Raw genomic sequence first — 21023 nt, forward strand, 5'->3', positions numbered from 1 at the left:
GCGCGCTCATTAGTGGAGCACTGGCTACTCGGTTCAGCGTGATCGCTGACCGATCAGTACCGCCCCCGGCTTCGGCCGTGGGGAGTGGGAACGTCGGGTCAGGGGTCGGGCTGGGGCGAACACACTGTTGGGTCCTGAGGAAACGGACACCAGGTGGGCCCGCTGAGGCGGGCTTGCTGTCTGTTTGACCCTCATGCAGGACCGATCATCTGCCAGACCAGCTCGTCACGCGTGTCGTGAGGGGTGTTGGTGGCAGGTTCGAGAGGTTGCTGTTTGTTGTTTGAGATTTGCATAGTGGACGCGAGCATCTTTGTGGCCAAGTTTTTTAGGGCACACGGTGGATGCCTTGGCATCAGGAGCCGATGAAGGACGTGGGAGGCTGCGTTAAGCCCCGGGGAGTCGCCAACCAGACTTTGATCCGGGGATGTCCGAATGGGGAAACCTAGCACCAGTCATGTGGTGTTGCCTCCGCCTGAATGTATAGGGCGGTTGGTGGTAACGCGGGGAAGTGAAACATCTCAGTACCCGTAGGAAGAGAAAACAAATAGTGATTCCGTGAGTAGTGGTGAGCGAAAGCGGATCAGGCTAAACCGTAGGCGTGTGATAGCCGGCAGGCGTTGCGTTTACGGGGTTGTGGGACCCTCTTACGGTTTCTGCCGAGACCGTGAACAGTAAGAAATCCAACTGATAGTCGAAGCTTCTGGGAAGTGGCGCCGTAGACCGTGAGAGTCGGGTAGGCGAAATTGGTTGGACTGTTGGAGGGGATCCCAAGTAGCACGGGGCCCGAGAAATCCTGTGTGAATCTGCCAGGACCACCTGGTAAGCCTAAATACTCCCTGATGACCGATAGTGAACAAGTACCGTGAGGGAAAGGTGAAAAGCGCCCCGGTGAGGGGTCGTGAAATAGTACCTGAAACCGTGTGCCTACAAGCCGTAGGAGCGTAAACACTTTTCGGAGTGTTTGTGATGTGACTGCGTGCCTTTTGAAGAATGAGCCTGCGAGTTATGGTGTGTGGCGAGGTTAACCCGTGTGGGGGAGCCGTAGCGAAAGCGAGTCTGAAGAGGGCGTTTGAGTCGCATGCTGTAGACCCGAAGCGGAGTGATCTAGGCATGGGCAGGTTGAAGCGCGGGTAAGACCGCGTGGAGGACCGAACCCACCAGGGTTGAAAACCTGGGGGATGACCTGTGTTTAGGGGTGAAAGGCCAATCAAACTCCGTGATAGCTGGTTCTCCCCGAAATGCATTTAGGTGCAGCGTCGCGTGTTTCTTGCCGGAGGTAGAGCACTGGATGGCTAATGGGCCCGACAAGGTTACTGACGTCAGCCAAACTCCGAATGCCGGTAAGTGAGAGCGTGGCAGTGAGACTGCGGGGGATAAGCTCCGTAGTCGAGAGGGAAACAGCCCAGACCACCGACTAAGGCCCCTAAGCGTGTGCTAAGTGGGAAAGGATGTGGAGTCGCAGTGACAACCAGGAGGTTGGCTTAGAAGCAGCCACCCTTGAAAGAGTGCGTAATAGCTCACTGGTCAAGTGATTCCGCGCCGACAATGTAGCGGGGCTCAAGTACACCGCCGAAGTCGTGGCATTCACATATTAACTGAGCCTTCGTGGTTGAGGTGTGTGGATGGGTAGGGGAGCGTCGTGCGGCCGGGGAAGCAGCGGAGTGATCCAGCTGTGGAGGCCGTGCGAGTGAGAATGCAGGCATGAGTAGCGAATCAGAAGTGAGAAACTTCTGCGCCGGATGACCAAGGGTTCCTGGGGCAGGCTAATCCGCCCAGGGTAAGTCGGGACCTAAGGCGAGGCCGACAGGCGTAGTCGATGGACAACGGGTTGATATTCCCGTACCCGCTACGATGCGCCAATACTGAATCCAGTGATACTAAGGGTCCTTAAGTCCCCCGTTGGCCTTCGGGCTTGGGGTGAGGCTGAACGCCTGGCCTGAACTGGTAGTAGGTAAGCGATGGGGTGACGCAGGAAGGTAGCCCAGCCCAGGCGATGGTTGTCCTGGGGTAAGCATGTAGGGAGAACCGTAGGCAAATCCGCGGTTCGTATATCCTGAGATGTGATGCCGAGCCGATTGTGGCGAAGTGGGTGATCCTATGCTGCCGAGAAAAGCCTCTAGTGAGTGTCGTGGCGGCCCGTACCCTAAACCGACTCAGGTGGTCAGGTAGAGAATACTAAGGCGATCGGGTGAACTGTGGTTAAGGAACTCGGCAAATTGCCCCCGTAACTTCGGGAGAAGGGGGGCCTTCGCTGGTGATCACACTTGCTGTGTGAGCTGGTGGGGGTCGCAGAGGCCAGGGGGAAGCGACTGTTTACTAAAAACACAGGTCCGTGCGAAGTCGTAAGACGATGTATACGGACTGACGCCTGCCCGGTGCTGGAACGTTAAGGGGACCGGTTAGTTGTTCTTCGGAGCAGCGAAGCTGAGAACTTAAGCGCCAGTAAACGGCGGTGGTAACTATAACCATCCTAAGGTAGCGAAATTCCTTGTCGGGTAAGTTCCGACCTGCACGAATGGCGTAACGACTTCCCCGCTGTCTCAACCGCAGACCCGGCGAAATTGCACTACGAGTAAAGATGCTCGTTACGCGCAGCAGGACGGAAAGACCCCGGGACCTTCACTATAGCTTGACATTGGCGTTTGGAACGTCTTGTGTAGGATAGGTGGGAGACTGTGAAGCTGTCACGCTAGTGGTGGTGGAGTCATTGGTGAAATACCACTCTGGTCGTTTTGAACGTCTAACTTCGGTCCGTGATCCGGATCAGGGACAGTGTCTGGTGGGTAGTTTAACTGGGGCGGTTGCCTCCTAAAGAGTAACGGAGGCGCCCAAAGGTTCCCTCAGCCTGGTTGGCAATCAGGTGTCGAGTGTAAGTGCACAAGGGAGCTTGACTGTGAGACCGACGGGTCGAGCAGGAGCGAAAGCTGGGACTAGTGATCCGGCGGTGGCATGTGGAAGCGCCGTCGCTCAACGGCTAAAAGGTACCCCGGGGATAACAGGCTGATCTTCCCCAAGAGTCCATATCGACGGGATGGTTTGGCACCTCGATGTCGGCTCGTCGCATCCTGGGGCTGGAGTAGGTCCCAAGGGTTGGGCTGTTCGCCCATTAAAGCGGTACGCGAGCTGGGTTTAGAACGTCGCGAGACAGTTCGGTCCCTATCCGCTGCGCGCGCAGGAGACTTGAAAGGAGCTGTCCCTAGTACGAGAGGACCGGGACGGACGAACCTCTGGTGTGCCAGTTGTTCCGCCAGGAGCACGGCTGGTTGGCTACGTTCGGAAGGGATAACCGCTGAAAGCATCTAAGCGGGAAGCTCGCCTTGAGATGAGGTCTCCCACCACGAGAGTGGGTAAGGCTCCCGGGAGACGACCGGGTTGATAGGCTGGAAGTGGAAGCGCAGTAATGTGTGGAGCTGACCAGTACTAATAGGCCGAGGACTTGACCACAAAGCAACATGCTCGCGTCCACTAGGCAATTCTGAGACAACAACCAGTGTTCTGGTTTGTGTGTTTCATAGGGTTACGGCGGTTATGGCGAAGGGGAAACACCCGGTTACATTCCGAACCCGGAAGTTAAGCTCTTCAGCGCCGATGGTACTGCACCGGGGACGGTGTGGGAGAGTAGGTCACCGCCGGACAATCTTTTTGAAGGCCCCCACCATTGGTGGGGGCCTTCGCATTTCCGGGGTGCACCGGGTGACGGGCACGTTTCCCCGCCTCGCGGGCCGGTCCGGGACGTGAGGGAAAGGTCAGTAGGCTGGGGACGTGGACTACCGAGCCGTTGAACAAGCGATCATGCAGCGTGGCGTCGAATGGAACTTCGAGCCCGGCCTCGACCGGATCGCCGCGCTCGTGGACCTGCTCGGCTCCCCTCAGCACTCCTACCCCGTGGTGCACGTGGCCGGCACGAACGGCAAGTCGACCACGACCCGCATGATCGAGGCGCTCCTGCGCGAGCGCAACCTGCGCGTCGGCCGTTTCACCAGCCCTCACCTCGTCTCCATGCGCGAGCGCATCTGCGTGGACGGTGCCCCGCTGAGCGAGGAGCGCTTCGTCGAGGTCTACGAGGACATCGTGCCGTACCTGGAGATGGTCGACGCCCAGGGCAGGCGGCTCTCCTTCTTCGAGACCCTCACCGCGATGGCGTTCGCCGCCTTCGCGGACGCGCCGGTGGACGTCGCGGTCATCGAGACCGGCATGGGCGGCATCACCGACGCCACCAACGTCGCCGACGGCGCCGTCGCGGTCATCACCCCCATCTCGCTCGACCACATGGACTACCTGGGCCCCGACGTCGAGACCATCGCGGGGGAGAAGGCCGGCATCATCAAGCCCGGCGCGGTCGCGGTGCTCGCCCAGCAGCAGGTGCCCGCGGCCGGGGTGCTGATGCGGCAGGCCGCCGGGGTCGGGGCCACCGTGGCGCGCGAGGGGCTGGAGTTCGGGGTGCTGAACCGCGAACTCGCCATCGGCGGGCAGCTGCTCCGGCTCAAGGGCCTCAAGGGCACCTACGACGACATCCTGCTCCCCCTGTACGGCGCCCACCAGGCGGGCAACGCGGCCTGCGCGCTGGCCGCGGCCGAGGCGCTGACCGGCGGGGACGAGCCTCTCGACGCCGAGCTGGTACGGCAGGCGTTCCTGGGGGTCCGCTCCCCGGGCAGGCTGGAGGTGGTGCGCAGGGGGCCCACGGTGATCGTCGACGCGTCGCACAATCCCGCGGGCATGCAGGCCAGCCTGGACGCGGTGCAGGAGTCGTTCGACTTCGAGAAGCTCATCGGCGTGCTGGCGGTGTTCGAGGACAAGGACGTCCAGAGCATGCTGGAGCTGCTGGAGCCGCTGATGGACGAGATCGTGGTGACCCGGAACTCCTCACCCCGGTCCATGGACGTGGACGAGCTCGCCGCCCTGGCCGAGGAGATCTTCGGTCTCGACCGGGTGTACCAGATCGAGCGGCTGGACAACGCGATCGACCGGGCGATCGGCATCGCCGACGCGCTGGGGGAGTTCAGCGGGGCCGGGGTGCTGATCACCGGGTCCGTGGTCACCGCCGGAGACGCGCGCCTCCTGCTCAAGGCCGAGGAGTCACGGTGATCGGGAACGGAAGAGACCCGGAACCGCCGGGCGCGGTCCGGCCGGTGCGATCAGGCGGGAGCGAGAGATGATCACGGTCACTCCGGGGATGAGGCGCCTGTGCGCCAGCGTGCTCGGCATGGAGGCGATAGTCGTCGGGCTGTTCACGCCGGTGGCCATCAACGTCCAGGGCGTCGCACCGGCGGTCGCGGCCACCGTCGGCCTCGGCCTGGCGGTGCTGTGCGTGGTGGTCATCGGCCTGCTCAAGCGGCCTTTCGCGTACGTGCTGGGCAGTGTGGTCCAGGTGCTCGCCATCGCCTCGGGCCTGATGGTCCCGACCATGTTCCTGCTCGGAACGATCTTCGCCGCGTTGTGGATCACGGCGATATTCGTCGCTCGCCGTGTCGAGGGCGTGACTTCTCGCTAAAGTCGGCCAACATGGCCGTCCCTCCCATCCAGCCGACGCGGGCGGTGGCAGCCGGGCCCACGGGCCTGGTGCGCGCGCTCCGTGTCTCCCCGATGCTCGACGTCGTGCTCGGGCTGCTCGTCGCGATGACGCTGCCACTGGCGATCGTCGCCATTCCCAACACCATCTCGGTGGTCGCGGCCCTGCTGCCCCCGGACGTCTCGCAGATAGAGATGATCCGGGCGCACGGGCTGGCGCTGCCCGCGATGGTCCTGACCGTGCCGGTCGCGGCGGTGGTCCTCCGCAGGATGAGGGCGGCCCCGATGGTGGTCGCGGGGCTGGCGGTGCTGGCCTTCGCCGACGCCGCCGGCGGGTACGCCGGGTCGACGGTGCCGGTGGGGGCCCTGCGGGTCCTGCACGGCGTCGGCGCGGGCCTGCTGGTCCCCGCAACGCTGATGGCCGTCTGGGGGCGCTCGCCGCTTCTGAGGGCCGTGTGGGGGGCCGCGCTGGCGGCCGGCCTGCTGGCCGCCCAGGCGCTCGCGCTCTGGCCCCTCGACCAGGTCGACTCCTGGCGTGTCACGCTCCAGCCGTACCCGATGCTCACCGGGGTCGCGCTCGCGCTGGCCGCGCTCTACCTCGTGCTCTGGCTGAGGGAGGGCGAGGGGGCCACGCCCGAGCCGGTCCTGTCCGGAGGCGGGCGCACGCTCTGGGCGGTGGTGCCCGCCGCGGGCGTCGCGGCCCTGGCGCTGGGCAGCACGTTCGACTGGCCGGCCGGCCTGGTGGTGCTGGCGGCCCTGGCCTCGGTCCTGGTGCTGCTGGTCCTGGCCTCCTGGGGGACGTCGAAGGGCACGGTGCAGCGCGCGCCGGCCTACGCGATGATCGCGGTCGGCGTCGTCCTCCTGCCGACCGCCGCCCAGACCACCTACGTCGAGCTCGGCGGGCTGGGCGGGCCGGGGCTGTCCGGTCTCTGGCCCGCCTTCGCGATCGCCGCGGTGGCGGCCCTGCTCTCGGCGGTGCTGGTGAACCGGGCCGCCGCCTCGGCCGTGCCCGTGCTCACCGCGGGCGGGCTGGGGGTGCTGGTCGCGGGCCTGTGCGCGGTACGGCTCTTCCTGCCGGCCTCGGCGGGGTTCACGCTGATCCTCCCCTTCGTGCTGCTCGCGGTCGGCGCCTCGGTGGCGCTCACCGCCGCGCTGCGCTCCTGTGACGAGGGGGCGGCGCTGACGGCGCTCTCGCTGTTCTTCCCGGCGGTGCTCGCGGGCTTCCTGCTGGGCAGCGGGGTCCAGGTGACCCGGCTGGAGCCGGTCCTGAAGCAGGCGACCACCCCGCAGGCGCTGGTCGACGGGTTCGTGGACGCGCTGCATCTGTGGGCACTGATCGGGGGTGGCCTGGTGCTCGCGGTGATCGTGCTTGGCGCGGTCCTGGCGCGGGTGCGGCCGGGAGCCCAGGAGGATCCGGGCCGGGACGCCGAGGTCGCGGCACGCCCGGCGGGGCCCGCCTCCGGCCTGGTGCCCTCCCCGGCGGGAGAGGCCGATCCGATGGGCGGCGGACGGCCGGGGGCCACGGCGTCCGGGCCGCCCGTCCGGACGGAGCGGGCGGCACCCTCGGTGGTGTGGCCGCGTTCCGGCGCCGCGGACTCCCCGGTGCCGTCGCGGCCGGAGCCGTTCCGTACGGAACCGGAACGCGGATCGACGGCCGCGGCCGGGGGCGGGGCGGGGGAGAGCGGCAGGGCCAGGCCCTGGCGCGAGCCGGACCGCGAGCCCGCCCACGACCCCGGGCGTGATCCCGGACGGGAGTCGGAGTGCGATCCCGGGCGGGAGACCGACCCCGGGGAGGTCGCCACGCCGCCGGTCGTGGTGCCGCCACCGGCGCCCTCGCCGGAGGACGGGCCCGGGAACGGCCCGGCCCGGGGGTGATCCGGCCGACCGCGGGGAAACGCGCCCGGGACGGTAAACTTCGCGCATTCATCGCAGTCGGCGATTCACGCATGTTCAAAGGAGAACGTCAGTGTCCGAGCGCACCCTAGTCCTGATCAAGCCCGACGGTGTGGCACGCGGCCTCGTCGGCGACGTGATCGCCCGTATCGAGCGCAAGGGCCTGAAGGTCGTGGCGATGGAGCTGCGCACCCTGGACGTCGAGACCGCCAAGGCGCACTACGCCGAGCACTCCGAGCGGCCGTTCTTCGGCGAGCTGGTGGAGTTCATCACCTCCGGCCCGCTGGTGGCGCTGGTCCTCGAGGGCCCGCGCGCCATCGAGGCGTTCCGCTCCCTCGCGGGCCTGACCGACCCGGTCAAGTCCGCCCCCGGCACGATCCGCGGGGACCACGCCCTGGAGATCGGCGAGAACGTCGTGCACGGCTCCGACTCCCCGGAGTCCGCCGCCAGGGAGATCAAGATCTTCTTCCCGGACCGCTTCTGAGCGTCCGTCCTCGTCGTGCCCGCCGGGCCCCGCCGTCCTTCCGGACGGCGGGGCCCGCCGCGTTCCGCGAGCTTAAGAATTTTGCCGGGGCAGGCCGGCTCATTGCGCTCAAGGGTGGGTACATCACGTTACGATTCGAGTGCGTTCCGTAGTTTTCGCCGACCACCTGACGGAAGGAGGCCAGCCTTCCTCATGGGCAGCAATCTTGCTTTCCTGGGCCGTGACATGGCGGTCGACCTCGGCACCGCGAACACCCTCGTCTACGTGCGCGGCCGCGGGATCGTGCTCAACGAGCCGTCCGTCGTGGCGATCAACACCACGACCGGGAAGATCGTGGCCGTTGGCATCGAGGCCAAGCGGATGATCGGCCGCACACCGGGCAACATCGTCGCCATCCGCCCGCTCAAGGACGGCGTCATCGCCGACTTCGACGTCACCGAGCGCATGCTGCGCTACTTCATCCAGCGGGTGCACAAGCGCCGTCACTTCGCCAAGCCGCGCATCATCATCGCGGTGCCGAGCGGGATCACCGGGGTCGAGCAGCGGGCGGTCAAGGAGGCCGGGTACCAGGCGGGAGCGCGCCGGGTCTACATCATCGAGGAGCCCATGGCCGCCGCGATCGGCGCGGGCCTGCCGGTGCACGAGCCCACCGGCAACATGGTGGTCGACATCGGCGGCGGTACCACCGAGGTGGCGATCATCTCGATGGGCGGTGTGGTGACCAGCCAGTCGATCCGGGTGGGCGGCGACGAGCTCGACCACGCGATCATCGCCTTCGCGAAGAAGGAGCACTCGCTCATGCTGGGCGAGCGGACCGCCGAGGAGATCAAGATGGCGATCGGCTCCGCCTGCGCGCTGCCCGAGGAGAGCCACGCCGAGATCCGGGGCCGTGACCTGGTCAGCGGCCTGCCGAAGACGATCGTGGTGTCGGCCGCCGAGATCCGCAAGGCCATCGAGGAGTCGCTGAACGCGATCGTCGACGCGGTGAAGACCACGCTCGACAAGTGCCCGCCGGAGCTCTCCGGAGACCTCATGGACCGCGGGATCGCCCTCACCGGGGGCGGAGCGCTGCTGAAGGGCATGGACGAGCGGCTGAAGGCCGAGACCGGCATGCCGATCCACCTCGTCGACAACGCCCTCGACTCCGTGGCGCTGGGGTCGGGCAAGTGCGTGGAGGACTTCGACGCCCTGCAGCAGGTGCTGGTCCCCGAGCCGCGGCACTGATGAAGGACACCCGCCGGGCACGCATCAACCTGGGGCTGTTGCTGGCGGCCGCGCTGGTGCTCGTGACCGTCGACCACCGTTCGGCGGAACGGTCGCCGTTCGATCCGCTCCGCGGGGCCGGGACGGCGGTGTTCGGCTCCCTGGAGAGCGCGGGGGCCGGGATCGTGCGGCCGGTCGGCGGATTCTTCGAGACGATGACCGGCGCGTTCTCGGCGCAGGACCGGATCGAGCGGCTGCAGGCGGAGAACCAGCGGCTCAGGCGCGACCTGATGTCGCAGAGCCTCGACCGGAGGCGTTCGGAGGAGTTGCGCCGGTTGCTCGCCGTCGCCGGGACCGGTGGATACCGGATCCTGCCCGCCCAGGTGATCGCCCGGCGGGGGGCGCCGGGGTTCGAGGAGGCGGTCGAACTCGACGTGGGACGCGCCGACGGGGTGCGTACGGAGATGACCGTGCTGAACGCCGACGGCCTGGTCGGCAGGGTCGTCCGGACGGGCTCGGCCACCTCCACCGTGGTCCTGCTGAGCGACGCCGCCTCGGCGGCCGGGGCCCGGCTGGAGGGCAGCAACGAGATCGGGGTGGTGCACGGGGTCGGGGAGAGCGGGAGGCTGGTCCGGTTCCGGTTGCTGGACTCGACCGCGCCGATCACCCCCGGGCACCGGATCGTGAGCTTCGGCTCCCACCGGGGCGTGCCGTACGTGGCGGGGGTGCCGATCGGGGTGATCGAGCGGGTGGAGGCCACGCCGGGTGAGCTGACCCGCATCGCGTACGCGCGGCCGTACGCCGATCTGACCGCGCTCGAGGTGGTCGGCGTGGTGGTGGGGGCGCCGGAGCGTCCCGCGCGTGACGCGGTGGTCCCGCCGCCCCCGCCCTCGGGGCCGCGTAAGGCGGACACCCGCCGCGTGCGGCGGGAGGGGGTGTGATCGATGGGCCGCACGGTGGCGTTCGCGGTGCTGGTCCTGGGGATCATGGTGGCCCAGGTCAGCGTCGTCAACCTGCTCCCGCTGCCCGGGCACGCCGCGCCGGACCTGGTCCTGCTCGCCGTGGTGGGGTACGCGCTGGCCCGCGGTGCCGTCCCCGGTGCCGTCCCCGGTGCCGTCGCGGGGTTCGTCACCGGTCTGGTGAGCGACGTCCTGCCGCCGGTGGCGCACCTGTTCGGGCACAACGCGCTGGTGTTCTGCATCGTCGGATCCGTGGCGGGACGCGCGGCGCGGGGCCGTCCGGGCGCGGAGCCGCTCGTGGCGCTGGCCTGCGCGGCCGCGGGGCCGGCGATCGCCATGGTGACGGGTGCCCTGCTGGGGGATCCCAGGAGCGACCTGTCGCTGCTGGCGACGGTGTTGCCGCAGACGGTCGTCTACACCATGCTCGCCGCGCCGCCGGTGGTCTGGGCGGTGCGCAGGCTGGTCCGCGGGCCGGAGCCGCAGCCGGTCCATCTGCGCGCGTACGTGATGCGGAGCCGGGCGTGAGAGGCGCCGGGGGTCGGGGTCCTGGGTGAGGCGGGTGGGAAGGGGCGGACATGGGGTTGATGCGGGGACGGCTGGTCGTGGTGCAGGTGCTGGTGGCGTCGATGCTGGCGGTGCTCGCGGTGCGGCTCTGGCAGGTGCAGGTGGTGCGGGGGGCGGAGTACGTGACCGCCGCGACCGAGACGCGCACGCGTGACGTGGTGGTCCCGGCGGTACGGGGGCAGATCCTCGACGCGTCGGGCCGTCCGCTGGTACGCAACCGGACCACGCTGGTGGTCTCGGTCGACCGGACCCGGCTGAACCGGATGGAGGGCAACGGCCAGGCGGTGCTGCAGAGGCTGGCCGCGGTGCTCGGCCGCCGTCCCGACGAGCTGCGCGAGCGGATCAGGGCGTGCGGCCCCGGCGTGGCCCGGCCGTGCTGGCCCGGTTCGCCCTTCCAGCCGATCCCGATCGACGCCGACGTCACCACCCGCGAGGCGCTGCAGATCCTGGAGCGGCAGGAGATGTTCCCCGGGGTGACCGCCGAGGTGCAGGCCGTGCGGCAGTACCCGCGCAAGGGCGCCGGCGCGCAGGCGCTGGGCTACCTGCAGCCGATCACGCAGGAGGAGATGGAGCGCAAGGGCGGGCGCAGGCAGGCGTTCTCCGGGGTGGACCTGGTGGGCAGGGACGGGCTGGAGTCGGTCTACGACGTGCCGCTGCGGGGGACGCCGGGGACACGGCGGGTGCAGGTCGACCGGCTCGGCAAGGTGATGGGCGTGGAGCGGAACGTGCCGCCGGTGCCGGGGGACACGCTGATCACCAGTATCGACGCCAGGGTGCAGTCGGTGGCGGAGAAGGCGCTGCGCGAGGCGATGAAGGGCGCCCCCAGGGCCGACGGCGCGGCGGCGGTGGTGCTGGACGCCAGGACGAGCCGGGTGCTCGCGCTGGCCAGCGCGCCGACGTACGACCCGGCGGTCTGGACGGGGGGCATCTCCGAGGGCGAGTACCAGCGGCTGCTGTCGGGCAAGGCGGGCAAACCGCTGGTGTCGCGGGCCATCAAGGGCGAGTTCGCGCCTGGTTCGACGTTCAAGGTGTCGTCGGTGGCCGCGATGCTCAAGGACGGCTACCCGCTGCACGGCCGCTACGACTGCCCGGGGTCGTTCATGGTGGGCGACCGGCCGTTCAACAACTTCCGGGGCATCGCCCTGGGGTCGCTCACCCTGCACATGGCGCTGGTGAAGTCCTGCGACACGATCTTCTACCGGGCGGCCTACGAGCAGTGGCTGCGCGACGGCGGGCTCAACCCCAGGGGCAGGCCCAAGGAGCCGATGGCCGGCATGGCCCGCGCCTACGGGTTCGGCCGTCCCACCGGCATCGACCTGCCGGGCGAGTCGCCGGGACGCATCCCCGACCGGGCCTGGAAGAAGACCATCTGGGCGGCGACCAAGGAGACCAACTGCAAGCGGGCCAAGACCGGTTACCCGGAGGTGGCCGGGAAGAGCCCCAGCAGGGCGGCCTTCCTCAAGCGGCTGGCGTACGAGAACTGCCTGGAGGGGTTCCAGCTGCGTCCCGGGGACGCCGCGAACTTCTCCATCGGGCAGGGGGACGTGCTGGTGACGCCGCTGCAGCTGGCGGCGGCCTACACGGCGCTGGTCGGCGACGGCAGGCTGCGCAGCCCGCGGGTGGGCTGGGCGCTGGTGCGTCCCGACGGCACCAAGGTCAAGGAGATCAAGGTGCCGGTGACGGGCAGGTTGCCGCTCTCGCCGAAGGAGCGGGCCTACATCAAGGGGGCGCTGAGCGAGGTCGCCTCCGACGGCACCGCGGCCGGGGCCTTCTCCGGGTTTCCCATGGACAAGGTCAAGGTCGGTGGCAAGACCGGCACCGCCGAGGTCTACGGCAAGGCCGACACGTCGTGGTTCGCCTCGTTCGCCCCGACGGACAAGCCCCGGTTCGTGATCGTCGTCATGGTGTCCCAGGGAGGCATGGGCGGCCAGACCGCGGCCCCGGCAGTGCGGAAGATCTACGAGGGCATCTACGGGTTCTCACCGGACGGGAAGACGGCCGGTCCTCCCATCCTGCCGGGCGGGCGTCCGGCGAGCAGGCTTCCGGTGATCGCGCGGGACGGGACGGTGGCGCGGTGACGCCCGCCGGGGTGATCTCCACCGGGGTGATCTCCACCGGGGGGACGCCCGCCGAGGTGGCACCCGCCGGGGTGACGTCCACCGGAGGGACGTCCACCGGCACGACGTGCGCCGGGGCGACGCCCGCGGGGAGGACGGGGTGAGCCGCGCGGGTGTCGCGCCGGTGACCAGGAGGGCGCCGGCACGGACGTCCCTGGCCGGGCGGACGGTGGCGGCGGCCTCCTCGCTGAGACGGACGGACGGGCTGATGCTGGTGGCCGTCACCGCGCTGGCGGTGATCGGCACGATGCTGGTCTGGTCGTCGACCAGGACCTGGGCGGCCGGATCCACCGGCCTGGTCAAGAAGCACGTCCTCAACCTCGTCATCGGGGCCGTGCTGGCCGCCGGGACCGCGATGGTGGACCACCGGGCGCTGCGGGCCTTCGCGCCGCTGGTGTACGGGGTGACGCTGGTCGGACTGTGCCTGGTGCTCACGCCGCTCGGCAGCACCGTGAACGGCGCCCACTCGTGGATCATGCTCGGCGGCGGGTTCGCGTTCCAGCCGTCGGAGTTCGCCAAGCTCGGCCTGGCGCTGATGCTGGCGATGCTGCTGACCCGGCGGGCCAAGGGCACCGAGCGGCCCCAGGGGCCGTACGTGGTGGTCTCGCTGGTGGTGGCGGCCTGCACGATGGCGCTGGTGATGCTCCAGCCCGACCTGGGCACCACGATGGTCATCGGGGTGATCACGGCCGGCACGATCGTGGTGGCCGGGGTGCGCAAGCGCTGGATCGCCGGGCTGGGCCTGGCGGTGGCCGGGGCCGGGGCCGCGGCGTGGTTCCTCGACGTGCTGGAGCCCTACCAGATCGCCAGGTTCACCGCGTTCCTCAACCCGTCGGTGGACCCGCGCGGGGTCGGCTACAACAGCACCCAGTCGCTGATCGCGATCGGGTCGGGGGAGGTGCTCGGCAAGGGACTGTTCGGGGGAGGCCAGACCACCGGCCGCTTCGTGCCCGAGCAGCACACCGACTTCATCTTCACGGTGGCGGGGGAGGAGTTCGGCTTCCTCGGCTCGGTCACCGTGGTGGCGCTGCTGGGAGTGATCCTGCTGCGCGGGGCGCGGATCGCCCGCGAGTGCGACGACAGGTTCGGCATGCTGGTGGGCGGGGCGATCGTCTGCTGGCTGGCCTTCCAGACGTTCGTCAACATCGGGATGACGATCGGGATCATGCCGATCACCGGCCTGCCCCTGCCGTTCGTCTCCTACGGCGGTACCGCCACCTTCGCGAACATGATCGCCTTCGGGCTGCTCCAGGCGATCCAGCGGCGCGGGCATTCGTCGTAGTCCCGGTGGTCCCGGTGGTCCCGGTGGTCCCGGTGGTCCCGGTGGTCCCGATGGTCCTTCCGGTCGCCGGGATCGTCCCGCGGGGCGTCGCGCGGCCGTCCGGATCGGCCGCCCCCGTCCCTCGTCCGGGCGGGCGCCGGGGCCCGGCCCGGACGGACATCGGGGGTGCGGAAAGGCCCCGGGCGGTGCCGGACGCCTGGTGCACCCCTCGGAGGCGGATATTCTTGACCACATGTCTGTCGAGTCGCTGTTTCCCCGCCTGGAAGCGCTCCTGCCCAGGGTGCAGAAGCCGATCCAGTACGTCGGAGGTGAGCTCAACTCGACCGTCAAGGACTGGGACGAGACCACGGTCCGCTGGGCGCTGATGTATCCGGACGCCTACGAGGTCGGGCTGCCCAACCAGGGCGTCCAGATCCTCTACGAGATCCTCAACGAGCTGCCGGAGACACTGGCCGAGCGGACCTACGCGGTCTGGCCGGACCTGGAGGCGCTGATGCGCTCCGAGGGCGTGCCCCAGTTCACGGTCGACGCGCACCGGCCGGTACGGGCGTTCGACGTGCTCGGGCTGTCGTTCTCCACCGAGCTCGGCTACACCAACATGCTGACCGCGCTGGACCTGGCCGGCATCCCGCTGAGGGCGGCCGACCGGGGCGACGAGGACCCGATCGTGCTGGCCGGTGGCCACGCGGCGTTCAACCCCGAGCCGATCGCCGAGTTCCTCGACGCCGCCGTGCTGGGCGACGGGGAGCAGATCGCCATCGCGATCACCGAGGTCATCCGGGAGTGGAAGACCGAGGGCTCGCCCGGCGGCCGGGACGGGCTGCTGATGCGGCTGGCCGAGTCCGGCGGGGTCTACGTGCCCAGGTTCTACGACGTCGACTACCACCCCGACGGCCGCATCCAGCGCGTGGCGCCCAACAGGCCCGGCGTGCCGTGGCGGATCCACAAGCACACGGTCATGGACCTGGACGAGTGGCCGTACCCGAAGAAGCCGCTGGTCCCGCTGGCCGAGACCGTGCACGAGCGGTTCAGCGTGGAGATCTTCCGCGGCTGCACCCGCGGCTGCCGGTTCTGCCAGGCCGGCATGATCACCCGCCCGGTGCGGGAGCGGTCGATCACCACGATCGGCGACATGGTCGAGGCGGGCGTGAAGGCGTCCGGCTTCAACGAGGTCGGCCTGCTGTCGCTGTCGTCGGCGGACCACTCCGAGATCGGCGAGGTGGCCAAGGGGCTGGCGGACCGCTACGAGGGCACCAACACCTCGCTCTCGCTGCCCTCCACCCGGGTGGACGCCTTCAACATCGACCTGGCGAACGAGTTCTCCCGCGGCGGGCGCCGTTCCGGCCTGACGTTCGCCCCGGAGGGCGGCTCGGAGCGGATGCGCAAGGTGATCAACAAGATGGTCACCGAGGAGGACCTGATCCGGACCGTCACCACGGCCTACACCCAGGGCTGGCGGCAGGTGAAGCTCTACTTCATGTGCGGCCTGCCGACCGAGGAGGACGCCGACGTCCTGGGCATCGCCGACCTGGCCAGGAAGGTCATCAAGGCGGGCCGCGAGGCCACCGGGTCGCGCGACGTGCGCTGCACGGTCTCCATCGGCGGGTTCGTGCCCAAGCCGCACACGCCGTTCCAGTGGGCCGGTCAGGCCGACCACGAGACGGTCGACCGCAGGCTGCGGGCGCTGAGGGAGGCGCTGCGCGGCGACCGCGAGTACGGCCGCGCCATCGGCATCCGCTACCACGACGGCAAGCCCTCGATCGTGGAGGGCCTGCTCTCCCGCGGTGACCGGCGCATCGGCGAGGTCATCCGCGCGGTGTGGGAGGACGGCGGCCGGTTCGACGGCTGGAGCGAGCACTTCTCCTACCAGCGCTGGATGGACGCCGCCGAGAAGACCGGGGTGGACGTCGACTGGTACACCACGCGCGAGCGCGGCGAGAACGAGGTGCTTCCCTGGGACCACCTCGACGCCGGTCTCGACCGCGAATGGCTCTGGCAGGACTGGCAGGACGCGGTCAACGACGTCGAGGTCGAGGACTGCCGGTGGACGCCCTGTTACGACTGCGGCGTCTGCCCCACGATGGGCACCGAGATCCAGATCGGGCCCACCGGGAAGAAGCTGCTGCCACTCACGGTTGTCTGAGGCAGGCGGTGCGTGAGCACCGCCCGCCCGAGAACGACGACCACGACCCGGGAAGGACGACACCGCCCTGAAACCAGCTCCCGACGGGCCGCCGCCCGCGCCCGTGGTGCAGCGCCTTCGCGTGCGCTACGCCAAGCGTGGCCGCCTGCGTTTCACCAGCCACCGCGACATCTCCAGGGCGCTCGAAAGAGCCGTCCGGCGGGCCGACGTCCCGGTGGCGTTCAGCGCGGGTTTCTCACCCCATCCGAAGATCTCCTACGTGGGAGGGGCCGCCCCCACCGGTGTCGCCAGCGAGGCCGAGTACCTGGAGATCAGCGTCACGCGCGAGTGCGACCCCGAGCGGCTCAGGATCGCCCTGGACACCTCGCTGCCCGACGGTCTCGACGTGCTCGACGTCGTCGAGGCGGGGAGCACGAGCCTGGCCGACCGGATGGAGTGCTCGGCGTGGGAACTGCGGCTGCCGGGAGCCGATCCCGCGCTCGCCGAGGCGGCGGCCGGGAAATTCCTCTCCGCCGATCAGGTCGAGGTCGAACGCCTTACCAAGAAGGGGATGCGACGCTTCGACGCCCGCGAGGCCGTGCTGAGCCTTGCGGTATTTGAGGGAAATGAGACAACAGCAGGTCAGGCGTCCGGTCAGCCATGTGTCATACTTCGCATGGTTGTACGGCACGCAACTCCTGCCGTACGACCCGACGACGTTCTCACTGGACTGCGTCTTGTGGCTGACTTCGCGCCGCCGGTGCCCCCCGAGGTGACCAGGCTGGCGCAGGGCCCGCTCGACGTTCACACCGGTGAGCCCGCCGACCCGCTCGGCCTGGACCGCGACACCACGCGCGGCGGCGAAGCGGAACCGGTGGGCAGGCACGTCGACGGCCACACATAGGACTTGGCGCCGGGCCCCTGGCCTGGCGGACAGTGAGAGACGAGAGCTCCCGCGCGGCGCGGAGACGTGCCCGGGAGCTGAACGGGAGAGCGTCCGCATGCTCGAGAACGAGCCCGAGACCGGGGCCAGCGGCCCCGGCGGGAACACCACGACAGATCAGCCGCGGCCGGTCCGCCGCAGGGCCGCGAGCCGGCCCGCGGGACCTCCGCCGGAGGAGCCGGAACCGGCCCCCGCGGCACGGACCACCGCACCGCCTGCGGCCGGGGCCCTCGCGCCCGCCGCCGAGCCGCCTTCCCCGGCTGCCGAGGCGCCTTCTCCGGCCGCCGAGGCGCCCGAGCCGGTGACCGCCCGGCCGGTGGACGACGAGCCCGCCGGGCCCGCCGCAAACACGGAGCCCACAGCGCCCGAGCAGGCCGCGGAGCCCGTGGCCCCGGAGGCGCCCAAGCGCGCCACCAGGCGCAGGGCCGCCGCGGCCGACGGTACGACCACCACCACGCGCCGCAGCCGCGCCAAGAAGACGGCCGAGCCGGTCGCCGAGCCCGTCCAGGACGTCGACCCGGTGATCGCCGGGCCCACGGGCCCCGCCGAGTCCCTGACGCCGGCCGTGGCCGCTCCCGAGCCGTCCGTCGAGCAGCCTCAGGACGAGCAGCCGCCCGCCGCCCCGGCCCGGCGTACCCGCTCGCGCAAGAAGGCCGTCGTGCAGGAGGCCGCGGCCGAGCCCGCCTTCTCCGAGCCGGCCCCGTCCCGCGCCGCCCCTGCGGCCGCCGAGCCGAGCCCGGAGCCGGTGACGGCGCGGGACGAGGACGTGACCCCTGCCGAGGCGGAGGAGGACGAGGCGGCGCTGCTGCTGGAGCTGCCCGTCGAGGAGCCGTTCGACGACGAGCCCGACGGTGAGGACGTCATCGAGGAGCCCAGGCCCGGCCTGTTCGCGAACCCCTTCGGGCTGACCTCCCAGGAACGTTCCGAGGTGCCCTCGGTGACCTTCCAGGCGCCCGCCGCGGTGTTCCAGCCGCTGTTCCAGGCCCCCGACCCGCAGCTCGCCGCGCAGGCCCCCGCGCGTCCCGCCCCCGTCCAGCCGCCCGCGCCGCCGGTCGAGCCCGAGCCCGCCGAGGCCGTGACCGAGGCCGAGGAGCCCGAGGACGACGACCTGGACGAGGGCGACGACGACGCCGGAGGCCGCCGCCGCAGGCGTCGCCGGGGCGGCCGGGGCCGCGGCAAGACGCGCGACCTGGACGAGGGCGAGGAGACCGAGGCCGAGCAGGCCGACGAGGACCGCTCCGAGGCCGACGCAGACGACGAGAACGAGAGCGGCAGTTCGCGCCGGCGCCGCCGCAGGCGCCGCAGGGGCACCGACGAGGTCGCCGAGGTGCCGGACGACCCGCCCAACACGGTGGTGCGCATCCGCGCCCCCCGCGCCGGGCGCAGCACCTCGGTGGACGAGGTGCAGAGCGTGCGTGGCTCCACCCGCCTGGAGGCCAAGAAGCAGCGCCGCCGCGAGGGGCGCGAGCTGGGCCGCAGGCGTCCGCCGATCATCACCGAGTCGGAGTTCCTGGCCCGCCGGGAGTCGGTCGAGCGCATGATGGTGGTCCGCCGTACCGGTGGCCGCACCCAGATCGCGGTGCTGGAGGACAACGTCCTCGTCGAGCACTACGTCAACCGCGAGGCGAGCCAGTCGTACGTGGGCAACGTCTACCTCGGCAAGGTGCAGAACGTGCTGCCGAGCATGGAGGCGGCGTTCGTCGACATCGGCAAGGGCCGCAACGCGGTCCTGTACGCCGGAGAGGTGAACTTCGACACCGCCGGGCTGGAGGGCCAGCCCAAGCGGATCGAGGTGGCGCTGAAGTCGGGCCAGTCGGTGCTGGTGCAGGTCACCAAGGACCCCATGGGGCACAAGGGCGCCCGGCTGACCAGCCAGATCAGCCTGCCGGGACGCTACCTGGTCTACGTGCCCGACGGCTCGATGACCGGGATCAGCCGCAAGCTCCCCGACAAGGAGCGCACCCGCCTCAAGAGCATCCTGAAGAAGGTCATGCCGGAGAACGCGGGCGTCATCGTCCGCACGGCCGCCGAGGGCGCCTCCGAGGAGGAGCTCGCCCGCGACGTGGCCAGGCTCTCGGCGCAGTGGGAGAACATCCAGCGCAAGGCCAAGTCGGCCAGCGCGCCGGAGCTGCTCTCCTCCGAGCCGGACCTGACCGTCCGGGTGGTCCGCGACGTGTTCAACGAGGACTTCGCCTCGCTCGTCGTGGCCGGTGAGGACGTCTGGGAGACCGTCGACGAGTACGTCCGCTACGTCGCCCCGCACCTGGCCGACCGGCTCAGCCGGTGGGAGGAGAACGGCGACGTCTTCGCGGCCTACCGGATCGACGAGCAGATCGCCAAGGCGATGGAGCGCAAGGTCTGGCTGCCCAGCGGCGGCTCCCTGGTGATCGACCGGACCGAGGCCATGACCGTGGTCGACGTCAACACCGGCAAGTTCACCGGCCAGGGCGGCAACCTGGAGGAGACGGTCACCCGCAACAACCTGGAGGCGGCCGAGGAGATCGTCCGCCAGCTCCGGCTCCGCGACATCGGCGGCATCATCGTGATCGACTTCATCGACATGGTGCTGGAGAACAACCGGGACCTGGTGCTGCGGCGGCTGCTGGAGTGCCTGGCCCGCGACCGTACCAAGCACCAGGTCGCCGAGGTCACCTCGCTGGGCCTGGTGCAGATGACGCGCAAGCGGGTCGGCCAGGGCCTGCTGGAGGCGTTCTCCACCGTCTGTGAGTGCTGCAACGGCCGTGGCCTGCACGTCTCGACCGAGCCGGTCGAGGCCAAGCCCGAGCCGCGCGGCACCCAGGGCAAGATGGCGGTGGAGAAGGCCGTGTCCGAGAAGCTCGGCAAGGACGGTAACCACGCGGTGGCGGCCGGTGACCAGTCGGGCCGTGATACGGTGACCGATGCGCTTGACGGCGTCCAGAACGAGGACGGTCAGGCAGCGCAGGCTTCTGGCCGGGGGCGGAGACGCTCCCGCAAGGCCAGGCCGGCCGAGTAGGTCCCGTCCGGAGATCTCGCCGCGACGAGGTCCGGCCAGGTGGTTCCCGCGGGGCGGTGAGGGGTTCGTGACATGTCACGGGCCTCCGCACCACCCCGGAGGGCGTCACCGGGCCGGTCGTCGCGGGCGGAGATCCCGCGGGACGGGACCTGAGGCCGGCACCCCCGACGTTCCGCCCGGTTCGACCAGGACACCGTGAATCCGGTACTCTGGTGAACCGGTGCGCTCATGGCGCGCCCTGTTCGCGCGCCTACCCGGTACGTCATCAACGACCACAGCCGGATGCGGGGCGCAGCATCCAGCGAGCAAGCAGTCAAAGAAGGGTTCCGCGGTGTACGCGATCGTTCGTTGCGGCGGCAGGCAGCAGAAGGTCTCCGTCGGTGACGTCCTTGAGGTGGACAAGGTCGCCGGCGAGGTCGGTTCCACGGTTTCGCTGCCGACGGTCCTCGTCGTCAACGACGGCGACGTGACCACCGAGGCGGGCAAGTTCACGGTCGCCGCCGAGATTCTCGGTGAGACCAAGGGTCCGAAGATCCGGATCCTGAAGTACAAGAACAAGTCGGGGTACAAGAAGCGCCAGGGTCACCGCCAGCGGTACACCCAGGTGAAGATCACCGGCATCGACCAGGCCTGAGTTTCGGGAGTTTTGCGAGATGGCACACAAGAAGGGCGCGTCGTCCACTCGGAACGGCCGCGACTCCAACGCCCAGCGACTCGGTGTGAAGCGCTTCGGCGGTCAGCTGGTCAACGCCGGCGAGATCATCGTCCGTCAGCGCGGCACCCACTTCCACCCCGGCGACAACGTCGGCCGTGGCAGTGACGACACGCTGTTCGCACTGGCCGCTGGCCACGTGCTGTTCGGCGTCAAGCGCGGACGCCGCGCGGTGAGCATCGTTCCGGTCACCGTTCCGGCCGCGGAGTAGATTCGCGCCGAAAGACGTTCACGGCAGGGG

The 21023-nt window shown here is 69.5% G+C and carries 15 protein-coding genes and 2 rRNA genes; all 17 read left to right on the forward strand.

All coding sequences use genetic code 11. The annotated features are described in order from the left end of the window. Window positions 1-314 precede the first annotated feature (314 nt). A 23S ribosomal RNA gene (locus ABD832_RS17170) occupies window positions 315-3444 on the forward strand. A 74-nt stretch (window positions 3445-3518) separates the two neighbouring features. Beyond that, window positions 3519-3635, forward strand: a 5S ribosomal RNA gene (gene rrf, locus ABD832_RS17175). Between the two features lie 157 nt (window positions 3636-3792). Then, entirely contained in the window at window positions 3793-5085 is a 1293-nt protein-coding gene (locus ABD832_RS17180) for a bifunctional folylpolyglutamate synthase/dihydrofolate synthase (RefSeq protein WP_344895771.1), read from the forward strand. A gap of 67 nt (window positions 5086-5152) precedes the next feature. Next, a complete protein-coding gene (locus tag ABD832_RS17185) occupies window positions 5153-5491 on the forward strand; it encodes a DUF4233 domain-containing protein (protein ID WP_344895774.1) in 339 nt (112 codons plus the stop codon). 11 nt (window positions 5492-5502) lie between these two features. Beyond that, window positions 5503-7383, forward strand: a complete 1881-nt coding sequence (locus tag ABD832_RS17190) for a hypothetical protein (protein WP_344895777.1) — start codon at window positions 5503-5505, stop codon at window positions 7381-7383. A gap of 91 nt (window positions 7384-7474) precedes the next feature. After that, complete coding sequence (gene ndk / locus ABD832_RS17195; RefSeq protein ID WP_344895780.1) at window positions 7475-7885, forward strand: nucleoside-diphosphate kinase; 411 nt, start codon at window positions 7475-7477, stop codon at window positions 7883-7885. A 192-nt stretch (window positions 7886-8077) separates the two neighbouring features. Further along, complete coding sequence (locus ABD832_RS17200; protein WP_344895783.1) at window positions 8078-9109, forward strand: rod shape-determining protein; 1032 nt, start codon at window positions 8078-8080, stop codon at window positions 9107-9109. Beyond that, window positions 9109-10029, forward strand: coding sequence for a rod shape-determining protein MreC (gene mreC, locus ABD832_RS17205; protein ID WP_344895786.1), 921 nt, complete (start codon window positions 9109-9111; stop codon window positions 10027-10029). Before ABD832_RS17200 ends, mreC begins: the two co-directional genes overlap by 1 nt. Window positions 10030-10032: 3 nt before the next feature. Next, window positions 10033-10572: a rod shape-determining protein MreD gene (gene mreD / locus ABD832_RS17210; protein ID WP_344895789.1), complete on the forward strand. Its 540-nt coding sequence runs from the start codon at window positions 10033-10035 to the stop codon at window positions 10570-10572. A 50-nt stretch (window positions 10573-10622) separates the two neighbouring features. Continuing rightward, on the forward strand, window positions 10623-12689 hold the full coding sequence (mrdA, locus tag ABD832_RS17215; RefSeq protein ID WP_344895792.1) for a penicillin-binding protein 2: 2067 nt from the start codon (window positions 10623-10625) through the stop codon (window positions 12687-12689). Continuing rightward, window positions 12686-12832: a hypothetical protein gene (locus ABD832_RS17220; RefSeq protein ID WP_344895795.1), complete on the forward strand. Its 147-nt coding sequence runs from the start codon at window positions 12686-12688 to the stop codon at window positions 12830-12832. Before mrdA ends, ABD832_RS17220 begins: the two co-directional genes overlap by 4 nt. Further along, window positions 12829-14010 carry a rod shape-determining protein RodA gene (rodA, locus tag ABD832_RS17225; protein WP_413224606.1) on the forward strand — a complete coding sequence of 394 codons (1182 nt, stop codon included), beginning with the start codon at window positions 12829-12831 and terminating at the stop codon, window positions 14008-14010. Before ABD832_RS17220 ends, rodA begins: the two co-directional genes overlap by 4 nt. Window positions 14011-14242: 232 nt before the next feature. Continuing rightward, window positions 14243-16153, forward strand: coding sequence for a TIGR03960 family B12-binding radical SAM protein (locus tag ABD832_RS17230; RefSeq protein ID WP_344895798.1), 1911 nt, complete (start codon window positions 14243-14245; stop codon window positions 16151-16153). 121 nt (window positions 16154-16274) lie between these two features. After that, on the forward strand, window positions 16275-17036 hold the full coding sequence (locus ABD832_RS17235) for a TIGR03936 family radical SAM-associated protein (protein ID WP_413224605.1): 762 nt from the start codon (window positions 16275-16277) through the stop codon (window positions 17034-17036). Between the two features lie 97 nt (window positions 17037-17133). Next, on the forward strand, window positions 17134-20070 hold the full coding sequence (locus ABD832_RS17240; RefSeq protein ID WP_344895804.1) for an Rne/Rng family ribonuclease: 2937 nt from the start codon (window positions 17134-17136) through the stop codon (window positions 20068-20070). A gap of 331 nt (window positions 20071-20401) precedes the next feature. Next, window positions 20402-20704 (forward strand): 50S ribosomal protein L21, encoded by a 303-nt coding sequence (gene rplU, locus ABD832_RS17245; RefSeq protein WP_030924785.1) that lies wholly within the window; start codon window positions 20402-20404, stop codon window positions 20702-20704. Between the two features lie 19 nt (window positions 20705-20723). Beyond that, window positions 20724-20993: a 50S ribosomal protein L27 gene (gene rpmA / locus ABD832_RS17250; protein ID WP_344895807.1), complete on the forward strand. Its 270-nt coding sequence runs from the start codon at window positions 20724-20726 to the stop codon at window positions 20991-20993. Window positions 20994-21023: the final 30 nt, after the last annotated feature.

The sequence above is a fragment of the Streptosporangium longisporum genome, assembly GCF_039534895.1.
GTDB classification, from domain to species: Bacteria; Actinomycetota; Actinomycetes; order Streptosporangiales; family Streptosporangiaceae; genus Streptosporangium; species Streptosporangium longisporum.